The 23296-nt window shown below is 40.7% G+C and carries 16 protein-coding genes, 3 rRNA genes and 1 pseudogene; all 20 read left to right on the top strand.

All coding sequences use genetic code 11. The features are described 5' to 3' along the window. Positions 1 to 33: 33 nt before the first annotated feature. On the top strand, positions 34 to 2400 hold the full coding sequence (locus PB01_RS00375; protein ID WP_225986245.1) for a SpoIIE family protein phosphatase: 2367 nt from the start codon (positions 34 to 36) through the stop codon (positions 2398 to 2400). An 85-nt stretch (positions 2401 to 2485) separates the two neighbouring features. After that, complete coding sequence (gene tilS / locus PB01_RS00380) at positions 2486 to 3874, top strand: tRNA lysidine(34) synthetase TilS (protein WP_151698355.1); 1389 nt, start codon at positions 2486 to 2488, stop codon at positions 3872 to 3874. Positions 3875 to 3892: 18 nt separating this feature from the next. Next, positions 3893 to 4435, top strand: coding sequence for a hypoxanthine phosphoribosyltransferase (gene hpt / locus PB01_RS00385; protein ID WP_151698356.1), 543 nt, complete (start codon positions 3893 to 3895; stop codon positions 4433 to 4435). A gap of 156 nt (positions 4436 to 4591) precedes the next feature. Beyond that, positions 4592 to 6589, top strand: a complete 1998-nt coding sequence (ftsH, locus tag PB01_RS00390; protein WP_151698357.1) for an ATP-dependent zinc metalloprotease FtsH — start codon at positions 4592 to 4594, stop codon at positions 6587 to 6589. Between the two features lie 114 nt (positions 6590 to 6703). Further along, positions 6704 to 7486 carry a type III pantothenate kinase gene (locus PB01_RS00395; RefSeq protein ID WP_151698358.1) on the top strand — a complete coding sequence of 261 codons (783 nt, stop codon included), beginning with the start codon at positions 6704 to 6706 and terminating at the stop codon, positions 7484 to 7486. Beyond that, on the top strand, positions 7487 to 8368 hold the full coding sequence (hslO, locus tag PB01_RS00400; protein ID WP_151698359.1) for an Hsp33 family molecular chaperone HslO: 882 nt from the start codon (positions 7487 to 7489) through the stop codon (positions 8366 to 8368). Continuing rightward, positions 8352 to 9278, top strand: a complete 927-nt coding sequence (locus PB01_RS00405) for a peptidyl-prolyl cis-trans isomerase (RefSeq protein WP_151698360.1) — start codon at positions 8352 to 8354, stop codon at positions 9276 to 9278. Before hslO ends, PB01_RS00405 begins: the two co-directional genes overlap by 17 nt. A gap of 134 nt (positions 9279 to 9412) precedes the next feature. Beyond that, positions 9413 to 10336 carry a cysteine synthase A gene (gene cysK / locus PB01_RS00410; protein WP_151698361.1) on the top strand — a complete coding sequence of 308 codons (924 nt, stop codon included), beginning with the start codon at positions 9413 to 9415 and terminating at the stop codon, positions 10334 to 10336. Between the two features lie 72 nt (positions 10337 to 10408). Beyond that, positions 10409 to 11854: an anthranilate synthase component I family protein gene (locus PB01_RS00415; RefSeq protein WP_404815097.1), complete on the top strand. Its 1446-nt coding sequence runs from the start codon at positions 10409 to 10411 to the stop codon at positions 11852 to 11854. Continuing rightward, entirely contained in the window at positions 11851 to 12441 is a 591-nt protein-coding gene (pabA, locus tag PB01_RS00420) for an aminodeoxychorismate/anthranilate synthase component II (protein ID WP_151698362.1), read from the top strand. Before PB01_RS00415 ends, pabA begins: the two co-directional genes overlap by 4 nt. A gap of 1 nt (position 12442) precedes the next feature. Then, entirely contained in the window at positions 12443 to 13285 is an 843-nt protein-coding gene (pabC, locus tag PB01_RS00425) for an aminodeoxychorismate lyase (protein WP_151698363.1), read from the top strand. Next, complete coding sequence (gene folP, locus PB01_RS00430) at positions 13282 to 14139, top strand: dihydropteroate synthase (RefSeq protein WP_404815098.1); 858 nt, start codon at positions 13282 to 13284, stop codon at positions 14137 to 14139. Before pabC ends, folP begins: the two co-directional genes overlap by 4 nt. A gap of 5 nt (positions 14140 to 14144) precedes the next feature. Next, on the top strand, positions 14145 to 14510 hold the full coding sequence (gene folB / locus PB01_RS00435) for a dihydroneopterin aldolase (RefSeq protein ID WP_151698364.1): 366 nt from the start codon (positions 14145 to 14147) through the stop codon (positions 14508 to 14510). Next, positions 14507 to 15025 (top strand): 2-amino-4-hydroxy-6-hydroxymethyldihydropteridine diphosphokinase, encoded by a 519-nt coding sequence (folK, locus tag PB01_RS00440; protein WP_151698365.1) that lies wholly within the window; start codon positions 14507 to 14509, stop codon positions 15023 to 15025. The genes folB and folK overlap by 4 nt, the downstream gene beginning before the upstream one ends. Further along, the gene (locus PB01_RS00445) at positions 14977 to 15195 is read left to right on the top strand and encodes a helix-turn-helix domain-containing protein (RefSeq protein ID WP_151698366.1); all 219 of its coding nucleotides are present in this window, start codon (positions 14977 to 14979) and stop codon (positions 15193 to 15195) included. Before folK ends, PB01_RS00445 begins: the two co-directional genes overlap by 49 nt. Continuing rightward, a pseudogene (gene dusB, locus PB01_RS00450) lies at positions 15192 to 16153 on the top strand (tRNA dihydrouridine synthase DusB). Before PB01_RS00445 ends, dusB begins: the two are co-directional and overlap by 4 nt. Positions 16154 to 16402: 249 nt before the next feature. After that, positions 16403 to 17893, top strand: coding sequence for a lysine--tRNA ligase (gene lysS / locus PB01_RS00455; protein ID WP_151698367.1), 1491 nt, complete (start codon positions 16403 to 16405; stop codon positions 17891 to 17893). Positions 17894 to 18313: 420 nt separating this feature from the next. Next, positions 18314 to 19867: ribosomal RNA gene (locus tag PB01_RS00465) — 16S ribosomal RNA — on the top strand. A 231-nt stretch (positions 19868 to 20098) separates the two neighbouring features. Next, positions 20099 to 23026 (top strand): 23S ribosomal RNA (locus tag PB01_RS00470). 125 nt (positions 23027 to 23151) lie between these two features. After that, positions 23152 to 23267, top strand: a 5S ribosomal RNA gene (gene rrf, locus PB01_RS00475). The 16S, 23S and 5S rRNA genes sit together here, the layout of an rRNA operon. Positions 23268 to 23296: the final 29 nt, after the last annotated feature.

The raw sequence follows: 23296 nt of genomic DNA on the forward strand, positions 1-23296 counted from the left end.
AGCTGAATAGGAGGTATGTTACTTTTGAAAACGATGTATGAGCAAGGTCAAAAAAAGGGTTTTACGTGGAGAAAGGTTTTAGAGGGCCTACAAGTACGAAAAGTATCCATTTCATTTAACATTGTTTTTTTTATTCTTGCTTTTTTCTTAGCACAAGTCGTACTATTTGAAGCTTCCGTTCCATTTTTTCTTCCAATATGGGCATTGGTAAATTTACGGTTTCAACGCTTTTTGCCTTGGACAATTGCCGGGGCTTTACTAGGGAGTGTTACGTTAGGACTTGGACAAGTGTTAATTCATGCGATGCAAGCAATGATTTTTCCGCTCTATTTAAAAAAGTTTATAAAGAAAATACCTTTACCGCTGTTTGTACTTATAGATGTTATTTGTACACAAGTTATTTGGCAATATATTTCGTATGCAGGAAGTATTCCAGGTTCTGTTTGGCTTGCAATAGGATATGAAGGTGTTTTGAGTTTGTTTATGACAATATTCCTTTTTCAACTATTTCTCCCATTACCAGATTTTCTTCATAGAAGATGGACAGCGGAAAGAATGGGGGCAGCTCTGTTAATAGGCGCATTAGTGTTAACGGGAATGTCTTCCTTTACTTTCGGATATGTTTCTATCCCTTTATTGTTTGCACATTTAATAATTGCTATAGCAGCTGCAGTTGGCGGTGTTCAACTTGCGACCGTTGTAGCAGTGCTAGCCGGAACAATATTAAGTATATCTAAACTGAGTTTTAGTGGAATGATCGCTGTATATGCCATTACTGGATTTTTAGCTGGATTACACAAACCATTTGGTAGGCTGTGGCAGGCGTTTAGTATGCTTGGTGCAACGTTTTTCTTTATTTTATACGATCATACGTTACCGCTAGATTCTGTTTATATAGGCTCACTTGTTACTGCTTCGTTATTGTTTTTTGCAGTCCCTTCCAAATGGATTAAATATTTAAAAGATCAACTTTATCCTGATGCGTCTAATATTCTCATACGAAGACAAAAATGGATGACTGAAAAAGTAAATAATCAGTTGAAAGAATTTCAGCATTTCGCCGATTTTATTACTCGATTTATATCGGATCGATTTGACTCTAGAGGAAAGGCTCAAAAAGAACAGAGTAAGTCTTTTTCAACATGTCACTCCTGTTTTCAGTATGAAAAGTGCTGGGGAGAGAAATCTAATGGTATTCCTTTGCTAATGGAACAATGGGAAGATGAAACCAAAAAAAGTAGAATACAATTAGAAAAGAAAATACAATATAAATGCGTAAAGCCCGGGCAAATAATTCAAGAGTTGACAGAGAGGGAAGTAAAAAGGAAGTTAAATAACCAACTACAACATGGTAAAAAGATGTATGCATTAAAGCTTCGCGATATGGGGAACCATATGAGTGACCTTATAAATAATTTAGATAATAGTATGACTTTATATACATCTCACGAGGAAGAGGTGAAGAAGAAGTTTCAACAATGTAACATCCCTTTTTTTCAAATAGATGTTTTGAATATAGCGGTTGGACAGATGGAAGTAGTTTGTTGTCTACCTGTAGAATCAAAAGCCAAAATGGTTGGCGAACGATTAATATTACCTATTTTTTACGAGTTATGGAAAGAACCTTTTGAAATAACCTCTATGAAGGAATTGCATCATCCGTATGAGCATATTCAAATGACTTGTAAATCTTCCGTTCGTTTTCAAGTGACACATGATATTTATACATCATCTAGTAGAAATACGATTTACTCTGGGGATGCACATGCTGTGTTTTCGCTTCATCCTGGATTACTGGCTGTTATTTTATCCGACGGAATGGGGAATAATATTGAAGCGCATAGAGAAAGTAGAAGAGTAATGCATTTTATGCGGGAATGTTTAAATAAAAAAATGGATCCAGAAACCACTATGCATACACTCCACTATATGATGAGCTTGCAAGATGATACAGATAGTTATGCAACGGTAGATCTTGGGTTGATTGATTTACAAAAAGGGGAACTTTGGTCTTGGAAAGCGGGTAGTATGTCAACTTACTTAATAAGAGGAAATGACATGCGCAAAATCGAAAGTAAGCATGTGCCATTTGGGTTTTTACCCACTTTTACAATTGAAGCAAGGAAAGTGGATATAAAAGATGGAGATATTCTATTAATGTTATCGGATGGAGTTTTTTCGTCTAATACTTCCATTGAAAAACAAGAAATGTATTACCAAAAAATACTACGAGATCCTAAAATGAACGCAGAGAGATTTGTAAAGAAGCTGGAAGAAACCTATTCTCTGCCAGGGGACGATCGCACCGTTATTTTCATGCAAGTAAAACATGTCGTACCGGAATGGTCTATTTTTTCACCGCGCGAAACAGCAAAATTCCAAGAAAAGATGGTACACTAATAATAATACTAAAGTGCAGCGATCTGGATTATTACGAAGTGAAAATTGTTCATACTATAGATATAAATAAAAAAGGGGTGAGAAGATGCTTCTATTCGACCAAAAGGTAAAAAAATACATCGACAAGCATAAGTTGATAGAAAAGGGAGAGCGTCTTCTTATTGCTTGTTCTGGTGGAGCAGATTCGGTTGCATTGGTGCGTGTATTGCATGCACTTCAAAAAGACTATGCATTTGATATCGCAATTGTTCATACGGACCATCAGTTAAGGGGAGAAGAGTCTGAAGAGGATATGCAATTTGTACAGCAACTTGCAGAAGCTCTCCAGTTACCTTTTTACGGTACAAAGATTGAAGTTCCGAAAAGGGTAGTCTTAGAAGGTGGAAACGTTCAAGTTATTTGTAGAGAAGAGCGCTATGCATTCTTCGAAAAAGTAATGAAAGAGCATAACTACCAGAAATTAGTACTAGGTCATCATGCGGACGATCAAATTGAAACCGTTGTGATGTCGTTAGTGAGAGGATTGCTTTCGCCCTCTATCACAGGAATACCAAAGATAAGGTCTTTTTCAATAGGAGAAATTATTCGCCCTTTTTTATGTGTAACAAAGGATGAAATCTTAGACTATATACAAGTACTTCATCAAACTTTTAGACATGATCCAAGCAATGACAAACATACATATACCCGAAATAGAATCCGGCATAAAGTAGTGCCACTATTGGTGGAAGAAAATGCACATGTGAGTGATAAAATTCAATCATTTGTGGAGAAGCAACAACAAGATGATGCATTTCTTAAAGTGATGGCCAAAGAAAAGTTTGAACAGCTTGTGACGGTAGATTCAGATGGTACCTTTTTTCTTGATGCAATGCGCTTTGCTGAAGTCCCCAACGCTTTACAAAGAAGAGTAGTTCTACTACTATTAAACTATCTCTACAAAGAAACCGAGATCCTACTAAATGAACGATTAATTGAGTCCATTCTTTCTGCTTGTAGTGAGCAACAAGGTAATGTGGTGATCCATTTGCCTAACACTTTTTTTCTCGTGCGTCATTATGATAAGGTCCAGTTTACATCTTCCTATCTCGAACCTGAATTATCAGGGGAAATTATGATTCAAGAGGATCGCTGGCATGAAATTGGTGCTGGTTTTTCGATTTATGTAACGAGAAATTTAGAGGGAACTATTTCAGATGAAAAGTGGTTTGTTCAGTTGGAAAATGATTCACTTCCGCTTTTTATTAGGCAAAAAGCAGAAGGCGACCGCATTCATGTAAAAGGGATGTCCTCGTTAAAGAAAGTTTCTCGATTATTTATAGATGAAAAAGTCTCAGCAGAGGATCGGCGTGTTTGGCCGCTGCTTGTAAATCAGAATAATGATATACTAGCGGTGATTGGACTTCGTTACGAAGATCGTTTTTCAAGGGAGTATCAAGGACAAAACTATGTCATATACTTAAAACAAAAATAACTATTAGGGGGGACTATAATGTTAGAAAAAGACATTTTAGAAATTCTATTAACGGAAGAACAAATTCAAGAAAAGACACGTGAATTAGGAGCAACACTAACAGCAGACTATAAAGATAAGTTCCCGCTTGCTATTGGAATTTTAAAGGGGGCTATGCCATTTATGTCCGACTTGATGAAACGTGTGGACACGTACATTGAAATGGATTATATGGATGTATCAAGTTACGGAAATGCTACAGTATCTTCTGGAGAAGTAAAAATTATTAAAGATTTAAATACAAGTGTAGAAGGCCGCGACATTTTAATCATTGAAGACATTATTGATAGTGGGATGACATTAAGCTATTTAGTAGATCTATTCAAATATCGTAAAGCAAAATCGATTAAACTTGTTACATTGCTTGATAAACCAACCGGTCGAAAAGTAGATTTGAAAGCCGATTATGTTGGTTTCGAAGTTCCAGATGCATTTGTTGTTGGTTACGGATTAGATTATGCCGAAAAATATCGTAATCTACCTTATGTTGGTGTGTTGAAGAAAGAAGTTTACTCTTTTTAGATAGAAGTGTTTCGTGCAGGTTTTATTCAAAATCTGGGCGCAAATTTACCAAGGCATATTTGATTACTGAACTGAAAGGCTTTTCATTGTACGTGAAAAAAATCGTATGATAAGATTACATATAGTTTTTCTGTTTACCTTGTGAGGAGGCTGGGAATGAATCGAGCATTGCGTTACGCTATATTATACCTATTAATATTTTTTGTGATTGTTGGGATTTTTGCGACGTTTAATACAAGCAACACACCAACTAAAAATATTAATTATACCGAATTTATGACTTCACTTTCAAAAGGAGAAGTAACAAGCTTTACAATGCAGCCGGAACAAGGTGTATATTTTGTTGAAGGTGAGATGAAGGGCTATAAAGATGGAGAAAAGTTCTTAACAAAACTACCTCCTAATAGTACTAATCTGCAAACGAAAATTGATGCTTTGGCAGAAGCAGGATCAGTCAAAGTAGATGTAAAAGAAACTCCTAAAACAAGTGGCTGGATTCAATTTTTCACTGGATTATTACCATTTTTGATTATCATTATTTTATTCTTCTTCTTATTAAGCCAATCACAAGGCGGTGGTAACCGTGTGATGAACTTTGGTAAGAGTAAAGCAAAACTATATGATAATGAAAAGAAAAAAGTAAGATTTACAGATGTTGCTGGAGCAGATGAAGAAAAAGCTGAACTAGTAGAAGTAGTAGATTTCTTAAAAGACCCACGTAAATTCGTGGAAATCGGAGCTCGTATTCCGAAAGGGATCTTATTAGTAGGTCCTCCGGGTACTGGTAAAACATTACTCGCTCGTGCAGTGGCAGGGGAGTCTGGAGTTCCGTTCTTCTCTATTAGTGGATCGGATTTCGTTGAAATGTTTGTCGGAGTTGGAGCATCACGTGTTCGTGATTTGTTTGAAAACGCGAAGAAAAATGCACCTTGTATTATTTTTATAGATGAAATTGATGCGGTAGGTCGTCAACGTGGAGCTGGTCTTGGTGGTGGACATGATGAACGTGAACAAACACTCAACCAATTACTTGTTGAAATGGACGGTTTCGGTGCAAATGAAGGTATTATTATCATTGCTGCAACGAATAGACCAGATGTTTTAGACCCGGCACTTCTTCGTCCAGGTCGTTTTGACCGTCAAATTACAGTTGGGCGTCCGGACGTTAAAGGTCGTGAAGCGGTACTTAAAGTACATGCTCGCAATAAACCTTTAGATGAATCGGTAGACTTAAAAGCAATTGCACAACGTACACCAGGTTTCTCTGGAGCGGATTTAGAAAACTTATTAAATGAAGCCGCGCTAGTAGCTGCTAGACGTGACAAGAAAAAAGTAGATATGAGTGACATTGATGAAGCAACAGATCGGGTAATTGCTGGTCCAGCAAAATCCGGTAAAGTTATTTCTAAAAAAGAACGTAATATTGTTGCGTTCCATGAAGCAGGACATGTGGTTATCGGATTAACACTAGATGATGCAGAAATCGTGCATAAAGTGACAATCGTTCCACGCGGTCAAGCTGGAGGATATGCGGTAATGCTTCCAAAAGAAGATCGTTACTTCATGACAAAACCTGAACTGCTTGATAAAATTTCAGGTCTACTTGGTGGTCGTGTAGCGGAAGAAATTACATTTGGGGAAGTTTCTACAGGTGCCCATAATGACTTCCAACGTGTAACTAGTATTGCGCGAAGCATGGTTACGGAGTACGGTATGAGTGATAAATTAGGTCCTATGCAGTTTGGTCAAGCGCAAGGTGGTAACGTTTTCCTTGGACGTGACTTTAACTCAGAGCAAAACTATTCTGATGCAATTGCATATGAAATTGATCAAGAGATGCAAAAAATGATAAAAGAGCAATATGCACGAACAAAACAAATATTAACGGAAAAACGTGAGTTATTAACTTTAATTGCGACTACGTTATTAGATGTGGAAACGTTGGATGCTGCTCAAATCAAACACTTGGAAGAACACGGAACACTTCCGGAACGCGTATATGATTTAGCGAACCAAGAAGTAATAGTGGAAGAAAGTGAAGAAGTACCTGACGCAGTAGGTGCTCCAGCAGATCCATCTACTGGTGATTTACCTACAGAAAATGGTCCAACAGTTGAGCCGAAAAATTCAATTCAAGAAGAACGTAGAGATTAATAGAAGAAAAGGGCTGGTTGCTTCTCGTATTTATACGAGGCAATCAGCTTTTTTCTTTAGGTCTTTCTATGGTATGATGTGTGGGAAAACTTACGAAAAGTGAGGACAAGCCAGATGATACTTGTGCTAGATACAGGGAATACAAATATTGTTTTAGGTGTATATGAAAGTGATAAGCTCATCCATCATTGGCGAATGGAAACAGATCGCCTAAAAACAGAAGATGAATACGGGATGCAAGTAAAAGCATTGTTTTCACATGCCAATATTTCTTTTGACCAAATAGAAGGTATTATTATTTCCTCTGTGGTACCACCCATTATGTTTTCATTAGAAGCAATGTGTAAAAAATATTTTGGTATTAAACCACTAGTGGTAGGTCCTGGAGTCAAAACCGGATTAAATATTAAGTGTGAGAATCCACGTGAAGTGGGGGCAGATCGGATTGTAAATGCCGTCGCTGCCATTCATGAGTATGGTAGTCCCCTCATAATAGTTGACTTTGGAACTGCCACGACTTATTGTTTTGTCAATGAAAAGGACGAGTACATGGGAGGGGCAATAGCACCCGGAATTGGTATATCAACAGAGGCACTCTTTACTCGAGCGAGTAAACTTCCTCGAATAGAGTTAACCAGACCAGAACATGTAGTAGGAAAAAATACTGTTTCTGCAATGCAGTCTGGTATTGTTTATGGGTATGTTGGACAAGTAGAAGGTATAGTAAATCGGATAAAAAAAGTATCAAAACACACTCCTAAAGTCATTGCAACGGGCGGTATGGCAAATCTAATAGGAGATGAAACAACAATCGTGGATGTAATAGATCCTTTTTTAACGTTAAAAGGATTATATCTAATATATCAACGAAACTTAAATGAAAAAGGAATGAAATAAATGAGTGATTATTTAGTAAGAGCGTTAGCTTTTAAAGGAAGTGTACGTGCGTTTGCGGTACGGACAACAGAAACTGTTGGAGAAGCGCAAAGACGTCACCAAACATGGCCAACTGCATCAGCGGCACTTGGAAGAACCATGACTGCTGCGGTTATGATGGGGGTTATGTTAAAAGGTGAGGATAAGCTCACGATCAAAGTAGTAGGTAATGGTCCGATTGGCCCGATGATAATTGATAGCAATGCAAAAGGAGAAGCTCGTGGCTATGTAACGAATCCGCAGACACATTTCGATTTAAATGAAGTTGGGAAATTAGATGTTCGTCGTGCGGTTGGAACGGAAGGGACATTAACTATTGTAAAAGATCTTGGTTTAAGAGACTTTTTTACAGGACAAGTGCCAATCGTTTCTGGAGAAATTGGGGAAGACTTCACTTATTATTTTGCTGTATCCGAGCAGGTACCATCATCTGTTGGTCTAGGGGTATTGGTTAATCCGGATAATACAATTCTAGCGGCAGGTGGGTTTATCATTCAACTGATGCCTGGTACCGATGATGAAACGATTACAATAATTGAAGAAAAACTAAAAATTATGGAGCCCGTATCTAAAATGATTGAAAAAGGGTTAACACCAGAAGAATTGCTTTTTGAAATCTTAGGAAAAGATAATGTGCAGATTTTGGACTCTACTCCTGTTTCGTTTGCGTGCAATTGTTCAAAAGAACGGTTTGGTAGTGCGATTATTAGTTTAGGTGAAAAAGAAATTCGAGAAATGATTGAGGAAGACGGAGGGGCAGAAGCGCATTGCCATTTCTGTATGGAGAAATATTTATACTCAATAGAGGAATTGGAGTCATTCATCGATGAAATCAACGCGTGATAACTTTAATCCACCACAAAAACGACGATTAAAAACAAAACCAGTGCTACTCCTACTAGGCATTCTTTTGCTTGGCAATTTCCTGTGGTTTATTGCTTGGTTGACTCCGGATGAAAAGGTCAGTGAAACGGAAGAAGTCGCTTCTGTTGGTGGGAAAGTTATTACAAAGGAAGAATGGATGGCTTCGATGGAAGCGATGTACGGGAAAGAAGTGTTATTGGATTTAGTAAATGCAAAAGTGATGGAGGCAGCTGCTAAAAAGAATAATATACAAGTTACAGATCAAGAAATAGAACTCGAACTTGCTCTTATTCGTTCGACACAAGAAGGAACCGATACTTCTCTTCAAACATTTGATGAAGAAACGATGCGTCAAAAAGTACGATCTCGTTTAATTTTAGAAAAAGTTCTAGCGAAAGATATAGTAATAGAAGGCGATGCAATTAAGGCATATTATGATAATAATAAAAACTTATATAATATACCTACTTCCTATCGAACGAGTATTATTTATGCTACTACAGAAGACGAAGCAAAAGAAGTTGTAAAAGAACTGGAGAATGGCTCTTCCTTTGAAGGATTGGCAAGAGAACGCTCCAAAGATGCTAGTTCTGCAAGTTTGGGTGGAGACATCGGATATGTATCGGCAGATGCGCAGTCGGTAGATACTGCCATTATATCTGCTTTGCCAAACATAGAGGTTGGTAAGTGGAGTGATATCATTGCCTTGAAGGATGGGAGATTTGCAGTTACGCAAGTTGTAAATGTTTTTAAAGGTGAGTCATTTTCGTATGCGGATGTAAAAGACCATATTCACCGAGAGCTTGCACTAGATCAGCTCTCTCAATCTGTTACACCCGAAACATTTTGGCAAGAATTTGATGCCAAATGGTCGTATAGTGAGAAGTAACAGCGTATTCTATGGAGTATGCTGTTTTTTCTAATTTTCAGCTTTTTTCAATGTTCTTTTATTGACATTTATTCTCTGTCATTGGTATGATAAAAATAAAACCTATTAATATAGTAGGAATTAGGAGTGGGATAATGGCAAAGTTAGCGCAATCCGTAGTCGAATTAATTGGTAAAACGCCAGTAGTGAAATTAAACAGAGTTTCAAATCCTGAGGATGCCGAAGTATATGTAAAATTAGAATACTTCAACCCGGGAAGTAGTGTAAAAGATCGTATTGCATTTGCCATGATTGAAGCTGCTGAAAAAGAGGGGAAATTACAAGAAGGTAGTATTATAATTGAACCTACTAGTGGTAATACAGGAATAGGTCTTTCGATGATTGCAGCTGCCAAAGGTTATAAAGCTGTATTAGTAATGCCAGATACAATGAGTTTAGAGCGTAGAAACCTCCTACGTGCTTATGGTGCCGACTTAGTGTTAACACCTGGAGCAGACGGGATGAAAGGTGCTATTGCAAGAGCAGAAGAACTGGCAAATGAAAATGGATGGTTTATGCCTCAACAATTTAACAATGAAGCAAACCCAGAAATTCATCGTTTAACAACAGGTCCTGAGATTGCAGAAGTATTTGACGAATTACACGGCTTTGTAGCAGGAATAGGTACTGGTGGAACAATCACTGGGGCTGGTAGTGTATTGAAAGAAAAATTCCCGGATATTCAGATTGTTGCAGTGGAACCAAAAGACTCCAATGTTTTATCTGGAGGTAAACCAGGTCCTCATAAAATACAAGGTATTGGTGCAGGATTTGTACCAAAGGTGTTAGATACAGAAATGTATCATTCTATTATTCAAGTATCAAATGAGGATGCATATGCAACGTCACGTGAAGTTGCAAAATTAGAAGGTATACTTGGCGGCGTTTCTGCTGGAGCGGCTATTTATGCAGCGCTTCAACTTGCAAAACAACTTGGGAAAGGTAAAAAAGTTGTTGCAATTATTCCAGATAACGGAGAACGTTATTTAAGTACACCATTATACCAATTTGAAGACTAATGTAAAAAGAGGAGTGGGAGCAAATGTGCTTCCGCTTTTTTATGTGGCGAAAAGTAGGGGTTTCAAGTTAAGATGGAGGCAAATCGTTTTTTAGGGGGATTTGAAGAAGTGGATTCACTAAACTTACAAACACATACATTTAACATGGCGAAGGAAGCCTTTTTTTATGCGTATAAAGAAATAACGAAAGAAGAGTCGCATCATTTATTTTTGGAAAGTGGCAGAGGAGGATATTTATGTGTTGCGGCTTGGAATCCACTAGCAGTGACAAAATCAGTTGATACTGGATTACATATAAAATGGCGAAGTGGAAAAGAAGAGATGCGTGCAGGAGAAGCTCTTACTGAATTGGAAAAGCTTGTTGAGTCTTATAGAATTCCTTTTCAAGAACATTTACCGGATTTCCAAGGTGGAGCTGCCGGTTTTATTAGTTATGATTATGCGCGTAAAATAGAAGTTTTACCTACTCTAGCAGTGGACGACTTGCATATTCCAGACATCTATTTTTATCTGTTTGATTTCTGGGCAGTTCTGGATGTTGCCACAGAAACCGTGACATGCATGAAATTATCAATAAGTAATGCTGATTTGGTTGAAATGGAAGAAGTGTTGAAGGCTGCGAGTAAAAGGGCGGAACGTCTATTTTTATCAGGAGCTGCAACAGAAGTAGCAGAAGATCAAGCGGAATTATTTGTTTCGGTAAATGATACAGAATTTGAGGCGGCTGTTCATCAAGTGCAAGAATATATTGCCCAAGGCGATGTATTTCAAGTAAATCTATCTGTTCGACAATCCAAAAAACTAAACGCAGAGCCAATTGCTATGTATGAGGCACTTCGCGCATTTAATCCATCTCCGTATATGGCCTATATTCAATCACCAGAATTTGCAGTTGTATCTGGTTCACCGGAGCTTTTAGTGAAGAAAAGGGGGAAAGCATTATCTACTCGTCCAATCGCAGGAACGAGACCACGTGGAAAAAGCGATCAAGAAGATATCCGACTTGCTCATGAACTAATTGACAATGAAAAAGAGCGGGCAGAACATGTAATGCTTGTCGATTTAGAAAGAAATGATTTAGGTCGAGTATCTACCTATGGCTCTGTAGAAGTAGATGAATTTATGGTGATTGAACGGTACTCACATGTTATGCATATTGTTTCAAATGTAAAAGGGATACTTCGTCCTGATACTTCCAATACAGAAATTGTCCAAGCTATGTTCCCGGGTGGAACGATAACTGGGGCTCCCAAAATTCGTACGATGGAAGTCATTGAGGAATTAGAGCCGGTTCGCAGAGGGCTATATACAGGTTCTATCGGTTGGCTAGGATTTTCGGGTGATTTGGAGCTAAATATTGTCATTCGAACAGCATTTATTCAAGATGGAATGGTACATATTCAAGCGGGAGCAGGAATTGTGATAGATTCTATTCCTAGTGCAGAATATGTAGAGTCTTTAAATAAAGCGAAAGCATTATGGCAAGCGAAAGCTATGGCAGAAGGAGGAAAACAATGATTTTAATGATTGATAATTATGATTCCTTTACTTACAATCTCGTTCAATATATAGGAGAAATCGGAGAAGAAGTGAAGGTTGTTCGTAATGATGATTTGACGATTGCTGAAATTGAACAGCTTGCTCCAAATATAATTGTTGTATCGCCAGGTCCTTGTACTCCGAATGAGGCTGGGATTAGTTTAGAGGCAATCACACATTTTGCGGGTAAGATTGCCATATTGGGTGTTTGTTTGGGACATCAATCGATCGGGCAAGCATTCGGAGGAAAAGTAATTCGTGCAGAAAGATTAATGCACGGCAAAACATCTCCTGTTTTTCATGATGGAAAAGGTGTAAATAAGGAAATGCCAAATCCTTTTCAAGCAACAAGATATCATTCGCTGCTTGTAGAGAAAGAAACATTGCCTGATTGTTTGGAAGTGACCTCTTGGACAGAAGAAGGAGAAATTATGGGACTTCGTCATAAAGAGTTTGCTATAGAAGGGGTGCAATTTCACCCGGAGTCGATCATGACAGAGGAAGGGAAAAAGCTCATTCAGAATTTTATCGGAGCATACAGTCCTTCTATAAAGAGGAGTATCTAACGTGGAAGCTTGGAAGGAAGGGGAATTATACCAGTCTCACGAATTAACGATTTCTCCTTATGATCACGGTTTCTTATATGGGCTTGGTTTTTTTGAAACATTTCGTACTTACAATGGGAAGGTGTTTTTATGGGAAGAGCATTGGGGAAGACTTTCTCGCGCCTTAGCCGATTTTCGTATTACTATGCCTTACGATAAAGAAGTGATACTAGCAGCTGTAGATGAGTTAACAACAGCGAATAATGGGGAAGACGGATACTTTAGGCTAAATATTTCGGCAGGTGTGCACGATATTGGCCTCCAACCAACCAGTTATGAAAAGCCCACGGTCATTTTATTCCGAAAAGCATTGCATACTCTACCTAGAGGAATGGAAAAATCAGCAGTATGGCTAGAAACGGCGAGAAATTCTCCGGAAAGTGCGATACGCCATAAATCCCATCATTACGCAAATAATGTACAAGCCCGATTTGAAATTACTTCTCTAGCCTCTTTGGAAGGTATCTTTCTAACTGCGGAAGGATTTGTTGCAGAAGGAATTACGTCGAATGTGTTTTGGGTGAAGGAAGGGAAATTATTTACACCTTCACTAGATACAGGGATATTAGCAGGTGTCACACGGGATTGGCTGATAAAAAATTCTCCATTCGTAGTAGAGGTAGGTTTATTTGCAAGAGAAGTATTAGAAGAAGCTGATGAAGTATTTATTACAAATGCGGTACAAGAAATTGTCCCTATAAAAAATATAGAAGAAAAGTATTTCTTAGGAAGTGAAGGGCCTGTGTATGCTGCGCTTCATGAAGCGTATGTTACGTGTATTCAGAAGGAAGGTGCAGAACGTTGAACTTACAATATAATACGAGGTCTTTTAAAGCTGGAGGAGTTACATTAGATTTTCGAAAAGAAACAATTGTGATGGGTATATTAAATGTAACACCGGATTCTTTTTCGGACGGTGGAAAGTTTAATGAAATTGAAGCAGCGGTTGCTAGAGCTAAGCAGATGGTTGTGGATGGTGCTAAAATTATTGATATAGGTGGGGAGTCTACCAGACCTGGTCATACTGTTATTTCAGATGAGGAAGAAATAGCACGTGTTGTACCAGTTATTCAGGCGATTATCGCAGAGGTGAATGCAATCATATCTATTGATACATACAAATCAGCAGTTGCGAGAGCTGCAGTACTAGCCGGTGCACATGTCATTAATGATATTTGGGGTGCTAAAAGAGATCCCAAAGTGGCGATGGTAGCAGCAGAACTAGGTGTACCGATAATACTAATGCATAATAGAGACGACGAAGAATATAACGATTTCTGGCCAGAAGCAAAACAAGATTTAGTAGAATGTATTCAAATTGCAAAAGCAGCAGGAGTGCCTGATGAGCATATTTGGTTAGATCCTGGTATTGGTTTTGGGAAATCCACGACCCAAAACATTTGGATGATGCAACATTTAGAACATTTAGTGGACATGGGGTATCCTGTTTTACTGGCGACTTCACGTAAACGACTAATCGGAAATGTACTCAATCTTCCAGTGAACGAACGAGTGGAAGGGACGGGCGCGACCGTATGCTTCGGTTTGCAATATGGTTGTCATATGGTCCGTGTACATGATGTGAAAGAAATTGCGCGTATGACGAAAATGATGGATGTACTAATAGGAAAAGTGGAATATAAGGAAAGCGAGGTATAACTATTATGGATTACATACACTTGAATGATTTGGAGTTTTACGGATACCATGGGGCTTTGCCGGAAGAAACAAAGCTTGGTCAAATTTTTCGTGTGACGATTACGCTTGCTTGCGATTTAAAAAAAGCAGGTCAAACGGACGACTTAGCGGAGACTGTGAATTATGCAGAGGTATTTGAGCTTTGTAAGGAGATTGTGGAAGGGAAGCCTTGTTTATTAATTGAGGCAGTGGCAGAAAAAATAGCTGGACGGATATTAAAGGATTATGAAGCAAAAGTAACTGGTTGTCGCATACAACTAGTGAAGCCGAATCCGCCGATTGCAGGTCATTATGCTTCTGTTGCTGTCGATATTATAAGAGGCGTGCTATGAATATCGCGTATTTGTCACTAGGATCTAATATAGGAGATAGACTGAATTATCTTAGAAGGGCAGTTCGATTGTTACGAGAAAGCGAAGATGTTCAAATGAATAAAGTGTCTTCTGTCTATGAAACAGATCCTGTCGGTAATGTAGATCAAGCAGCTTTTTTAAATATCGTAGTCGAGCTTGAAACGCTACTTTCACCTCATGAGTTATTAAAAAAATGCAATGAAATAGAAGAACATCTTGGGCGTACCCGAGAAATTCATTGGGGTCCTCGAACTGTAGACCTTGACATTTTGTTGTATAATGAAGAGAATATGAAAACAGAGAATCTCATTATTCCACATCCAAGGATGACGGAAAGAGGTTTTGTGCTCGTACCTCTTGTGGAATTAAATCCGGAATTGGTTGAGCCTCTAACAAAGCATTCTTTATTGAAGCTTGCACATGTTCAGAAAGAAGGCGTACGTAAATGGAAAACATTCGATGGGGTAGACGCATTCGTGCATTTCGACGATTAAAAAGAATGAATCAAGTAGAACTTGCAAAAGAAATGAATATTTCGGTGTCTATACTTGGTCAAATAGAGCAAGGAAAAAGAGTTCCAAATGAGGTGCAGTTAAAAAGCATTTCATCTGTACTTGATATACAGCTAGACGAATTAAAAGGTGAAATAAAAGATGCTGAATGATATTGTCAATTGCATCAACAAAACCATTTAAAGTTGGTAACTTTGAAATGGATAATCGTGTTGTTTTAGCTCCAATGGCTGGTACTTGTAATTCTGCATTCTGATTAACTGTCAAAGAGTTTGGCACAGGGGTAGTTTACGCAGAGATGATTAGTGATAAAGGAATCGTTTATAAAAACGAAAAGACTTTAAGTGTGCTTTATATTGATGAACGCGAAAATGCACTATCATTTCAAATTTTTGGCGGAGAAAAAGAAACGCTTGTTGCGGCTGCTAAATATGTAGATCAACATACATCAGCGGACATCATTGATATTAATATGGGATGTCCAGTAAATAAAATCATTAAATGTGAAGCAGGAGCTAGATGGCTGCTTGATTCGAATATGATTTACGAAATGGTTTCTGCGGTTGTAGATAATGTAAATAAGCCGGTAAGTGTTAAAATGCGTAACTTGGTTGGGACGTTGATTATATTTATGTTGTGGAGAATGCTCGTGTCCTAGAACGTGTGGGTGGAGCTGCTGTGGCTGTACATGGCCGTACACGTTTACAAATGTATGAAGGTCATGCGAATTGGGATTTAATTCGTCAAGTCAAAGAAGTAGTGAATATTCCTGAATTCGGAAACGGAGACGTTAATACGCCCCAAGATGCAAAATGTATGTTAGATGAAACTGGTTTAGATGCTGTAATGATTGGTCGTGTATCGCTAGGAGGCCCTTGGATTATTTATCGTACGATAGAATACTTGGAATCTGGTGAGCTGAAGCCAGAACCTTCTGTACAAGAGAAAATCGATGTGTGCTTATTACATTTTGATCGCTTAACTGCTTTAAAAGGTGAGAACATTGCGGTACGAGAAATGCGCAAACATGCTTCTTGGTATTTAAAAGGTATTCGTGGGAATGGTAGAGCGAGAAATAAGATTAACCAAACAGGGACTGCTCAAGGGTAAAAGATTACTTACACTATTTTGCGGAAGAATTAACGAAAGAATATAATGATGCTGAATCTATTCTTGCTTAATATTAAAACAAGGGCTATCACTTCAAGTGATGGCTCTTTCCATTTTAAAATGTAGTCTGAATAATACGAAATATCTCCTGGTGTAGGAAAAAGGTGAACAGCGTGCAGAAATTGTGTACAATAAGTTCAACGTAATAAATGAAACTTGCGGATAATAGGTAGTGGAGGAGTGACGAACATGTCTAACGTAGAAGAATTAAACGATCAACTTTTGGTGAGAAGACAAAAGATGACTGCAATACAAGAGAAAGGGTTAGATCCTTTTGGTAGTAAATTTGAACGTACGCATTTGAGTGATCAAGTGATTGCTGAATTTACCGATTTTTCGAAAGAACAATTAGAAGAAACGCCACATGAAGTCGTAATTGCAGGTCGTATTATGACAAAGCGTGGAAAAGGGAAAGCTGGATTTGCGCATATTCAAGATTTTGGTGGTCAAATCCAAATTTATGTACGTAAAGATGCGATCGGTGAAGATGCATATGAATTATTTAACTCAGCGGACTTAGGAGATATCGTAGGTGTGCGAGGAAATATATTCCGTACACAAGTAGGAGAATTATCTGTTAAAGCGGTAGAATTCACGTTTTTAACAAAATCACTACGCCCGATGCCAGAGAAATTCCACGGTTTAAAAGATGTTGAGCAACGCTACCGTCAACGCTACTTAGATTTAATGACTAGTGAAGAAAGTAAAAAAACGTTCATCACTAGAAGCCGTATTATTCAATCTATGCGTCGCTACTTAGATAGCCAAGGTTACTTAGAAGTGGAAACGCCATTATTACATTCTATTGCGGGCGGAGCAGCGGCACGTCCTTTCATTACACATCATAATGCGCTAGACATGGAACTTTATATGCGTATAGCAATTGAGTTACATTTAAAGCGTCTAATAGTAGGCGGATTAGAAAAGGTATATGAAATTGGAAGAGTATTCAGAAATGAAGGTGTTTCAACGCGTCATAATCCTGAATTCACGATGATTGAATTATATGAAGCGTATGCTGATTATAACGACATCATGAACCTAACGGAGAATTTAGTGTCGCATGTTGCACAAGAAGTACTGGGAACAACTACAGTGACTTATGGTGAAGATGCAATTAATCTTGCTCCAGGCTGGAGACGTTGGCATATGGCGGATGCAGTAAAAGAAATAACAGGAGTGGACTTCTGGAATGAAATGACGAAGGAAGCAGCACATGCACTAGCGAAAGAACATGGCGTAGAAGTAAAACCTTCTATGGAAGTAGGTCATGTATTAAATGAATTCTTTGAGCAAAAAGTAGAAGAAACATTAGTGCAACCAACATTTATCTATGGACATCCGGTAGAAGTGTCGCCACTTGCTAAGAAAAATCCGGAAGATGGAAGGTTTACAGATCGCTTTGAACTATTCATTGTTAGACGTGAGCATGCAAATGCGTTTACAGAACTAAATGACCCTATTGATCAACGTCAACGCTTCGAAGCACAATTAGTTGAAAAAGAAGCGGGTAATGATGAAGCACACGAAATGGATGAAGACTTCTTAGAAGCATTAGAATACGGTATGCCGCCAACAGGTGGTTTGGGAATTGGAATTGACCGATTAGTAATGTTATTAACTAACGCTGCATCTATTCGCGACGTGTTATTGTTCCCAACTATGCGACACAAAGATTAATCATATAGGATTTTCTTTTGATGGAAGGTGGGGCACTACTATTTATAGTGCTTCACCTTTTAATATCCACTATATGTTGTGGAAAGCTTTGAAGGAAAAAGTTCTTGAAAAAAAGTTAAGAAAATCTCTTGTCATAAGCTTTACAAGGTGGTATAGTTATCAAGTTGTCATTTTAACTACTGACTTCTTCAAAAAAAGAAATAAAAAAGTTGTTGACATCAATAATGAAGTTTGTTATGATATTAAAGTCGCCAAAACGACACAGCAACAAAAAACAAAACATGAACATTGAAAACTGAACATGCAAAACGTTAAGACATACAGCTTGAAAGACTAACTTCGGTTAGCTTGATAGCAAAACAATTTGGACATCATTTAATGATGATGCCAGCAAAACAAAATGAGCTTTTTAAGTTCTCTATTATGGAGAGTTTGATCCTGGCTCAGGACGAACGCTGGCGGCATGCCTAATACATGCAAGTCGAGCGAATGACGAAGAAGCTTGCTTCTTCTGATTTAGCGGCGGACGGGTGAGTAACACGTGGGCAACCTGCCCTGTAGATTGGGATAACTCCGGGAAACCGGGGCTAATACCGAATAATCCATTTCCTCACATGGGGAAATGTTAAAAGACGGTTTCGGCTGTCACTACAGGATGGGCCCGCGGCGCATTAGCTAGTTGGTGAGGTAACGGCTCACCAAGGCGACGATGCGTAGCCGACCTGAGAGGGTGATCGGCCACACTGGGACTGAGACACGGCCCAGACTCCTACGGGAGGCAGCAGTAGGGAATCTTCCACAATGGACGAAAGTCTGATGGAGCAATGCCGCGTGAGTGAAGAAGGTTTTCGGATCGTAAAACTCTGTTGTGAGGGAAGAACAAGTACGAGAGTAACTGCTCGTACCTTGACGGTACCTCATTAGAAAGCCACGGCTAACTACGTGCCAGCAGCCGCGGTAATACGTAGGTGGCAAGCGTTGTCCGGAATTATTGGGCGTAAAGCGCGCGCAGGCGGTCCTTTAAGTCTGATGTGAAATCCCACGGCTCAACCGTGGAAGGTCATTGGAAACTGGGGGACTTGAGTACAGAAGAGGAAAGCGGAATTCCAAGTGTAGCGGTGAAATGCGTAGAGATTTGGAGGAACACCAGTGGCGAAGGCGGCTTTCTGGTCTGTAACTGACGCTGAGGCGCGAAAGCGTGGGGAGCAAACAGGATTAGATACCCTGGTAGTCCACGCCGTAAACGATGAGTGCTAAGTGTTAGGGGGTTTCCGCCCCTTAGTGCTGCAGCTAACGCATTAAGCACTCCGCCTGGGGAGTACGGTCGCAAGACTGAAACTCAAAGGAATTGACGGGGGCCCGCACAAGCGGTGGAGCATGTGGTTTAATTCGAAGCAACGCGAAGAACCTTACCAGGTCTTGACATCCCGCTGACCGTTCTAGAGATAGATCTTTCCCTTCGGGGACAGCGGTGACAGGTGGTGCATGGTTGTCGTCAGCTCGTGTCGTGAGATGTTGGGTTAAGTCCCGCAACGAGCGCAACCCTTGATCTTAGTTGCCAGCATTCAGTTGGGCACTCTAAGGTGACTGCCGGTGATAAACCGGAGGAAGGTGGGGATGACGTCAAATCATCATGCCCCTTATGACCTGGGCTACACACGTGCTACAATGGACGGTACAGAGGGTCGCAACCCCGCGAGGGTGAGCTAATCCCATAAAACCGTTCTCAGTTCGGATTGTAGGCTGCAACTCGCCTACATGAAGCCGGAATCGCTAGTAATCGTGGATCAGCATGCCACGGTGAATACGTTCCCGGGCCTTGTACACACCGCCCGTCACACCACGAGAGTTTGTAACACCCGAAGTCGGTGGGGTAACCCTTACGGGAGCCAGCCGCCGAAGGTGGGACAGATGATTGGGGTGAAGTCGTAACAAGGTAGCCGTATCGGAAGGTGCGGCTGGATCACCTCCTTTCTAAGGATAATATCGGAATACAGATTTTTATCTGTATCTTAACGTTTTGCAGTTCAGTTTTGAATGTTCATTTTTATGAGCATTTGAAAACTTGTTCTTTGAAAACTGGATAAAAAGACATTGAAAGAAACAAATTCAAGAAATTCAATTTGTAATCACTTTTGTGATTATATTTTGCGTAGTATTTTTAACTACTATAGGAAGTCCGTGTTTTCACGGAGGACCAAATTAGGTTAAGTTAATAAGGGCGCGCGGTGAATGCCTTGGCACTAGGAGCCGAAGAAGGACGGCACTAACACCGATATGCTTCGGGGAGCTGTAAGTGAGCTTTGATCCGGAGATTTCCGAATGGGGAAACCCACTGTTCGTAATGGAGCAGTACATTTACGTGAATACATAGCGTATCTGTGGCACACCCAGGGAACTGAAACATCTAAGTACCTGGAGGAAGAGAAAGAAAAATCGATTCCCTGAGTAGCGGCGAGCGAAACGGGAATAGCCCAAACCAAGAGGCTTGCCTCTTGGGGTTGTAGGACACTCTACATAGAGTTACAAAGGAATGAGTTAGACGAAGCGATCTGGAAAGGTCCGCAGGATAGGGTAAAAGCCCCGTAGTCAAAAGTTCATTCTCTCTTGAGTGTATCCTGAGTACGGCGGAACACGTGAAATTCCGTCGGAATCTGGGAGGACCATCTCCCAAGGCTAAATACTACCTAGTGACCGATAGTGAACCAGTACCGTGAGGGAAAGGTGAAAAGCACCCCGGAAGGGGAGTGAAATAGATCCTGAAACCGCGTGCCTACAAGTAGTCAGAGCCCGTTAATGGGTGATGGCGTGCCTTTTGTAGAATGAACCGGCGAGTTACGATTACATGCAAGGTTAAGTTGAGAAGACGGAGCCGCAGCGAAAGCGAGTCTGAATAGGGCGAATGAGTATGTGGTCGTAGACCCGAAACCAGGTGATCTACCCATGTCCAGGATGAAGGTAAGGTAACACTTACTGGAGGTCCGAACCCACGCACGTTGAAAAGTGCGGGGATGAGGTGTGGGTAGCGGAGAAATTCCAATCGAACCTGGAGATAGCTGGTTCTCTCCGAAATAGCTTTAGGGCTAGCCTCAAACGTTAGAATCTTGGAGGTAGAGCACTGTTTGGACTAGGGGCCCATCCCGGGTTACCGAATTCAGACAAACTCCGAATGCCAATGATTTATGTTTGGGAGTCAGACTGCGAGTGATAAGATCCGTAGTCAAGAGGGAAACAGCCCAGACCACCAGCTAAGGTCCCAAAGTATTTGTTAAGTGGAAAAGGATGTGGCGTTGCTTAGACAACCAGGATGTTGGCTTAGAAGCAGCCATCATTTAAAGAGTGCGTAATAGCTCACTGGTCGAGTGACGCTGCGCCGAAAATGTATCGGGGCTAAACAAATCACCGAAGCTGTGGATTGATACCTATGGTATCAGTGGTAGGAGAGCGTTCTAAGGGCGTTGAAGTCAGACCGGAAGGACTGGTGGAGCGCTTAGAAGTGAGAATGCCGGTATGAGTAGCGAAAGATGGGTGAGAATCCCATCCACCGTATGACTAAGGTTTCCTGAGGAAGGCTCGTCCGCTCAGGGTTAGTCGGGACCTAAGTCGAGGCCGATAGGCGTAGACGATGGACAACAGGTTGATATTCCTGTACCACCAAACCACCGTTTGAGCAATGGGGGGACGCAGAAGGATAGGGTAAGCATGCTGTTGGTTATGCATGTCCAAGCAGTAAGGTGTGAGTGTAGGCAAATCCGCACTCTGTAACATTGAGCTGTGATGGCGAGGACTTAGTCCGAAGTTCCTGATTTCACACTGCCAAGAAAAGCCTCTAGCGAGGTGATAGGTGCCCGTACCGCAAACCGACACAGGTAGTCGAGGAGAGAATCCTAAGGTGAGCGAGAGAACTCTCGTTAAGGAACTCGGCAAAATGACCCCGTAACTTCGGGAGAAGGGGTGCTCTTTTGGGTGTATAGCCTAGAAGAGCCGCAGTGAATAGGCCCAGGCGACTGTTTAGCAAAAACACAGGTCTCTGCAAAACCGTAAGGTGAAGTATAGGGGCTGACGCCTGCCCGGTGCTGGAAGGTTAAGAGGAGTGCTTAGCGCAAGCGAAGGTGCGAATTGAAGCCCCAGTAAACGGCGGCCGTAACTATAACGGTCCTAAGGTAGCGAAATTCCTTGTCGGGTAAGTTCCGACCCGCACGAAAGGCGTAACGATCTGGGCACTGTCTCAACGAGAGACTCGGTGAAATTATAGTACCTGTGAAGATGCAGGTTACCCGCGACAGGACGGAAAGACCCCGTGGAGCTTTACTATAGCTTGATATTGAATTTTGGTGCAACTTGTACAGGATAGGCAGGAGCCTTAGAGCCCGGAGCGCCAGCTTCGGAGGAGGCGTCGGTGGGATACTGCCCTGGTTGTATTGAAATTCTAACCCATACCCGTAACCCGGGTAGGAGACAGTGTCAGGCGGGTAGTTTGACTGGGGCGGTCGCCTCCTAAAGTGTAACGGAGGCGCCCAAAGGTTCCCTCAGAATGGTTGGAAATCATTCGAAGAGTGTAAAGGCAGAAGGGAGCTTGACTGCGAGACCTACAAGTCGAGCAGGGTCGAAAGACGGGCTTAGTGATCCGGTGGTTCCGCATGGAAGGGCCATCGCTCAACGGATAAAAGCTACCCCGGGGATAACAGGCTTATCTCCCCCAAGAGTCCACATCGACGGGGAGGTTTGGCACCTCGATGTCGGCTCATCGCATCCTGGGGCTGTAGTCGGTCCCAAGGGTTGGGCTGTTCGCCCATTAAAGCGGTACGCGAGCTGGGTTCAGAACGTCGTGAGACAGTTCGGTCCCTATCCGTCGTGGGCGTAGGAAATTTGAGAGGAGCTGTCCTTAGTACGAGAGGACCGGGATGGACACACCGCTGGTGTACCAGTTGTTCTGCCAAGAGCATCGCTGGGTAGCTATGTGTGGACGGGATAAGTGCTGAAAGCATCTAAGCACGAAGCCCCCCTCAAGATGAGATTTCCCATTACGCAAGTAAGTAAGATCCCTCAAAGACGATGAGGTAGATAGGTTCGGGGTGGAAGCGTGGCGACATGTGCAGCTGACGAATACTAATCGATCGAGGACTTAACCAAATAGAATTTGCACATTTCAATGTCTTTTATCCAGTTTTGAAAGAATAAAATAAAGATTTTTTAAAAAACTATTGAAAATATTCTCTAGTTATGGTATAATTAATCTTGTCTTTCAAATTAATAGGTCTAGTGATGATGGAGAAGAGGTCACACCCGTTCCCATGCCGAACACGGAAGTTAAGCTCTTCATCGCCGATGGTAGTTGGGGGTTTCCCCCTGTGAGAGTAGGACGTCGCTAGGCTTGTAATAAATATAAAGTGTATAAAATCA

The organism is Psychrobacillus glaciei (assembly GCF_008973485.1).
GTDB lineage: Bacteria > Bacillota > Bacilli > Bacillales_A > Planococcaceae > Psychrobacillus > Psychrobacillus glaciei.

What these genes read in the sequence shown, in the direction of transcription:
- hpt (WP_151698356.1), top strand. Translation starts at nt 3,893, where the DNA reads ATGTTAGAAAAAGACATTTTAGAAATTCTATTAACGGAAGAACAAATT.
- folK (WP_151698365.1), top strand. Translation starts at nt 14,507, where the DNA reads ATGAATATCGCGTATTTGTCACTAGGATCTAATATAGGAGATAGACTG.
- PB01_RS00445 (WP_151698366.1), top strand. Translation starts at nt 14,977, where the DNA reads ATGGAAAACATTCGATGGGGTAGACGCATTCGTGCATTTCGACGATTA.
- lysS (WP_151698367.1), top strand. Translation starts at nt 16,403, where the DNA reads ATGTCTAACGTAGAAGAATTAAACGATCAACTTTTGGTGAGAAGACAA.
- hslO (WP_151698359.1), top strand. Translation starts at nt 7,487, where the DNA reads ATGAGTGATTATTTAGTAAGAGCGTTAGCTTTTAAAGGAAGTGTACGT.
- folB (WP_151698364.1), top strand. Translation starts at nt 14,145, where the DNA reads ATGGATTACATACACTTGAATGATTTGGAGTTTTACGGATACCATGGG.
- PB01_RS00405 (WP_151698360.1), top strand. Translation starts at nt 8,352, where the DNA reads ATGAAATCAACGCGTGATAACTTTAATCCACCACAAAAACGACGATTA.
- pabA (WP_151698362.1), top strand. Translation starts at nt 11,851, where the DNA reads ATGATTTTAATGATTGATAATTATGATTCCTTTACTTACAATCTCGTT.
- ftsH (WP_151698357.1), top strand. Translation starts at nt 4,592, where the DNA reads ATGAATCGAGCATTGCGTTACGCTATATTATACCTATTAATATTTTTT.
- cysK (WP_151698361.1), top strand. Translation starts at nt 9,413, where the DNA reads ATGGCAAAGTTAGCGCAATCCGTAGTCGAATTAATTGGTAAAACGCCA.
- PB01_RS00415 (WP_404815097.1), top strand. Translation starts at nt 10,409, where the DNA reads ATGGAGGCAAATCGTTTTTTAGGGGGATTTGAAGAAGTGGATTCACTA.
- PB01_RS00395 (WP_151698358.1), top strand. Translation starts at nt 6,704, where the DNA reads ATGATACTTGTGCTAGATACAGGGAATACAAATATTGTTTTAGGTGTA.
- PB01_RS00375 (WP_225986245.1), top strand. Translation starts at nt 34, where the DNA reads ATGTATGAGCAAGGTCAAAAAAAGGGTTTTACGTGGAGAAAGGTTTTA.
- tilS (WP_151698355.1), top strand. Translation starts at nt 2,486, where the DNA reads ATGCTTCTATTCGACCAAAAGGTAAAAAAATACATCGACAAGCATAAG.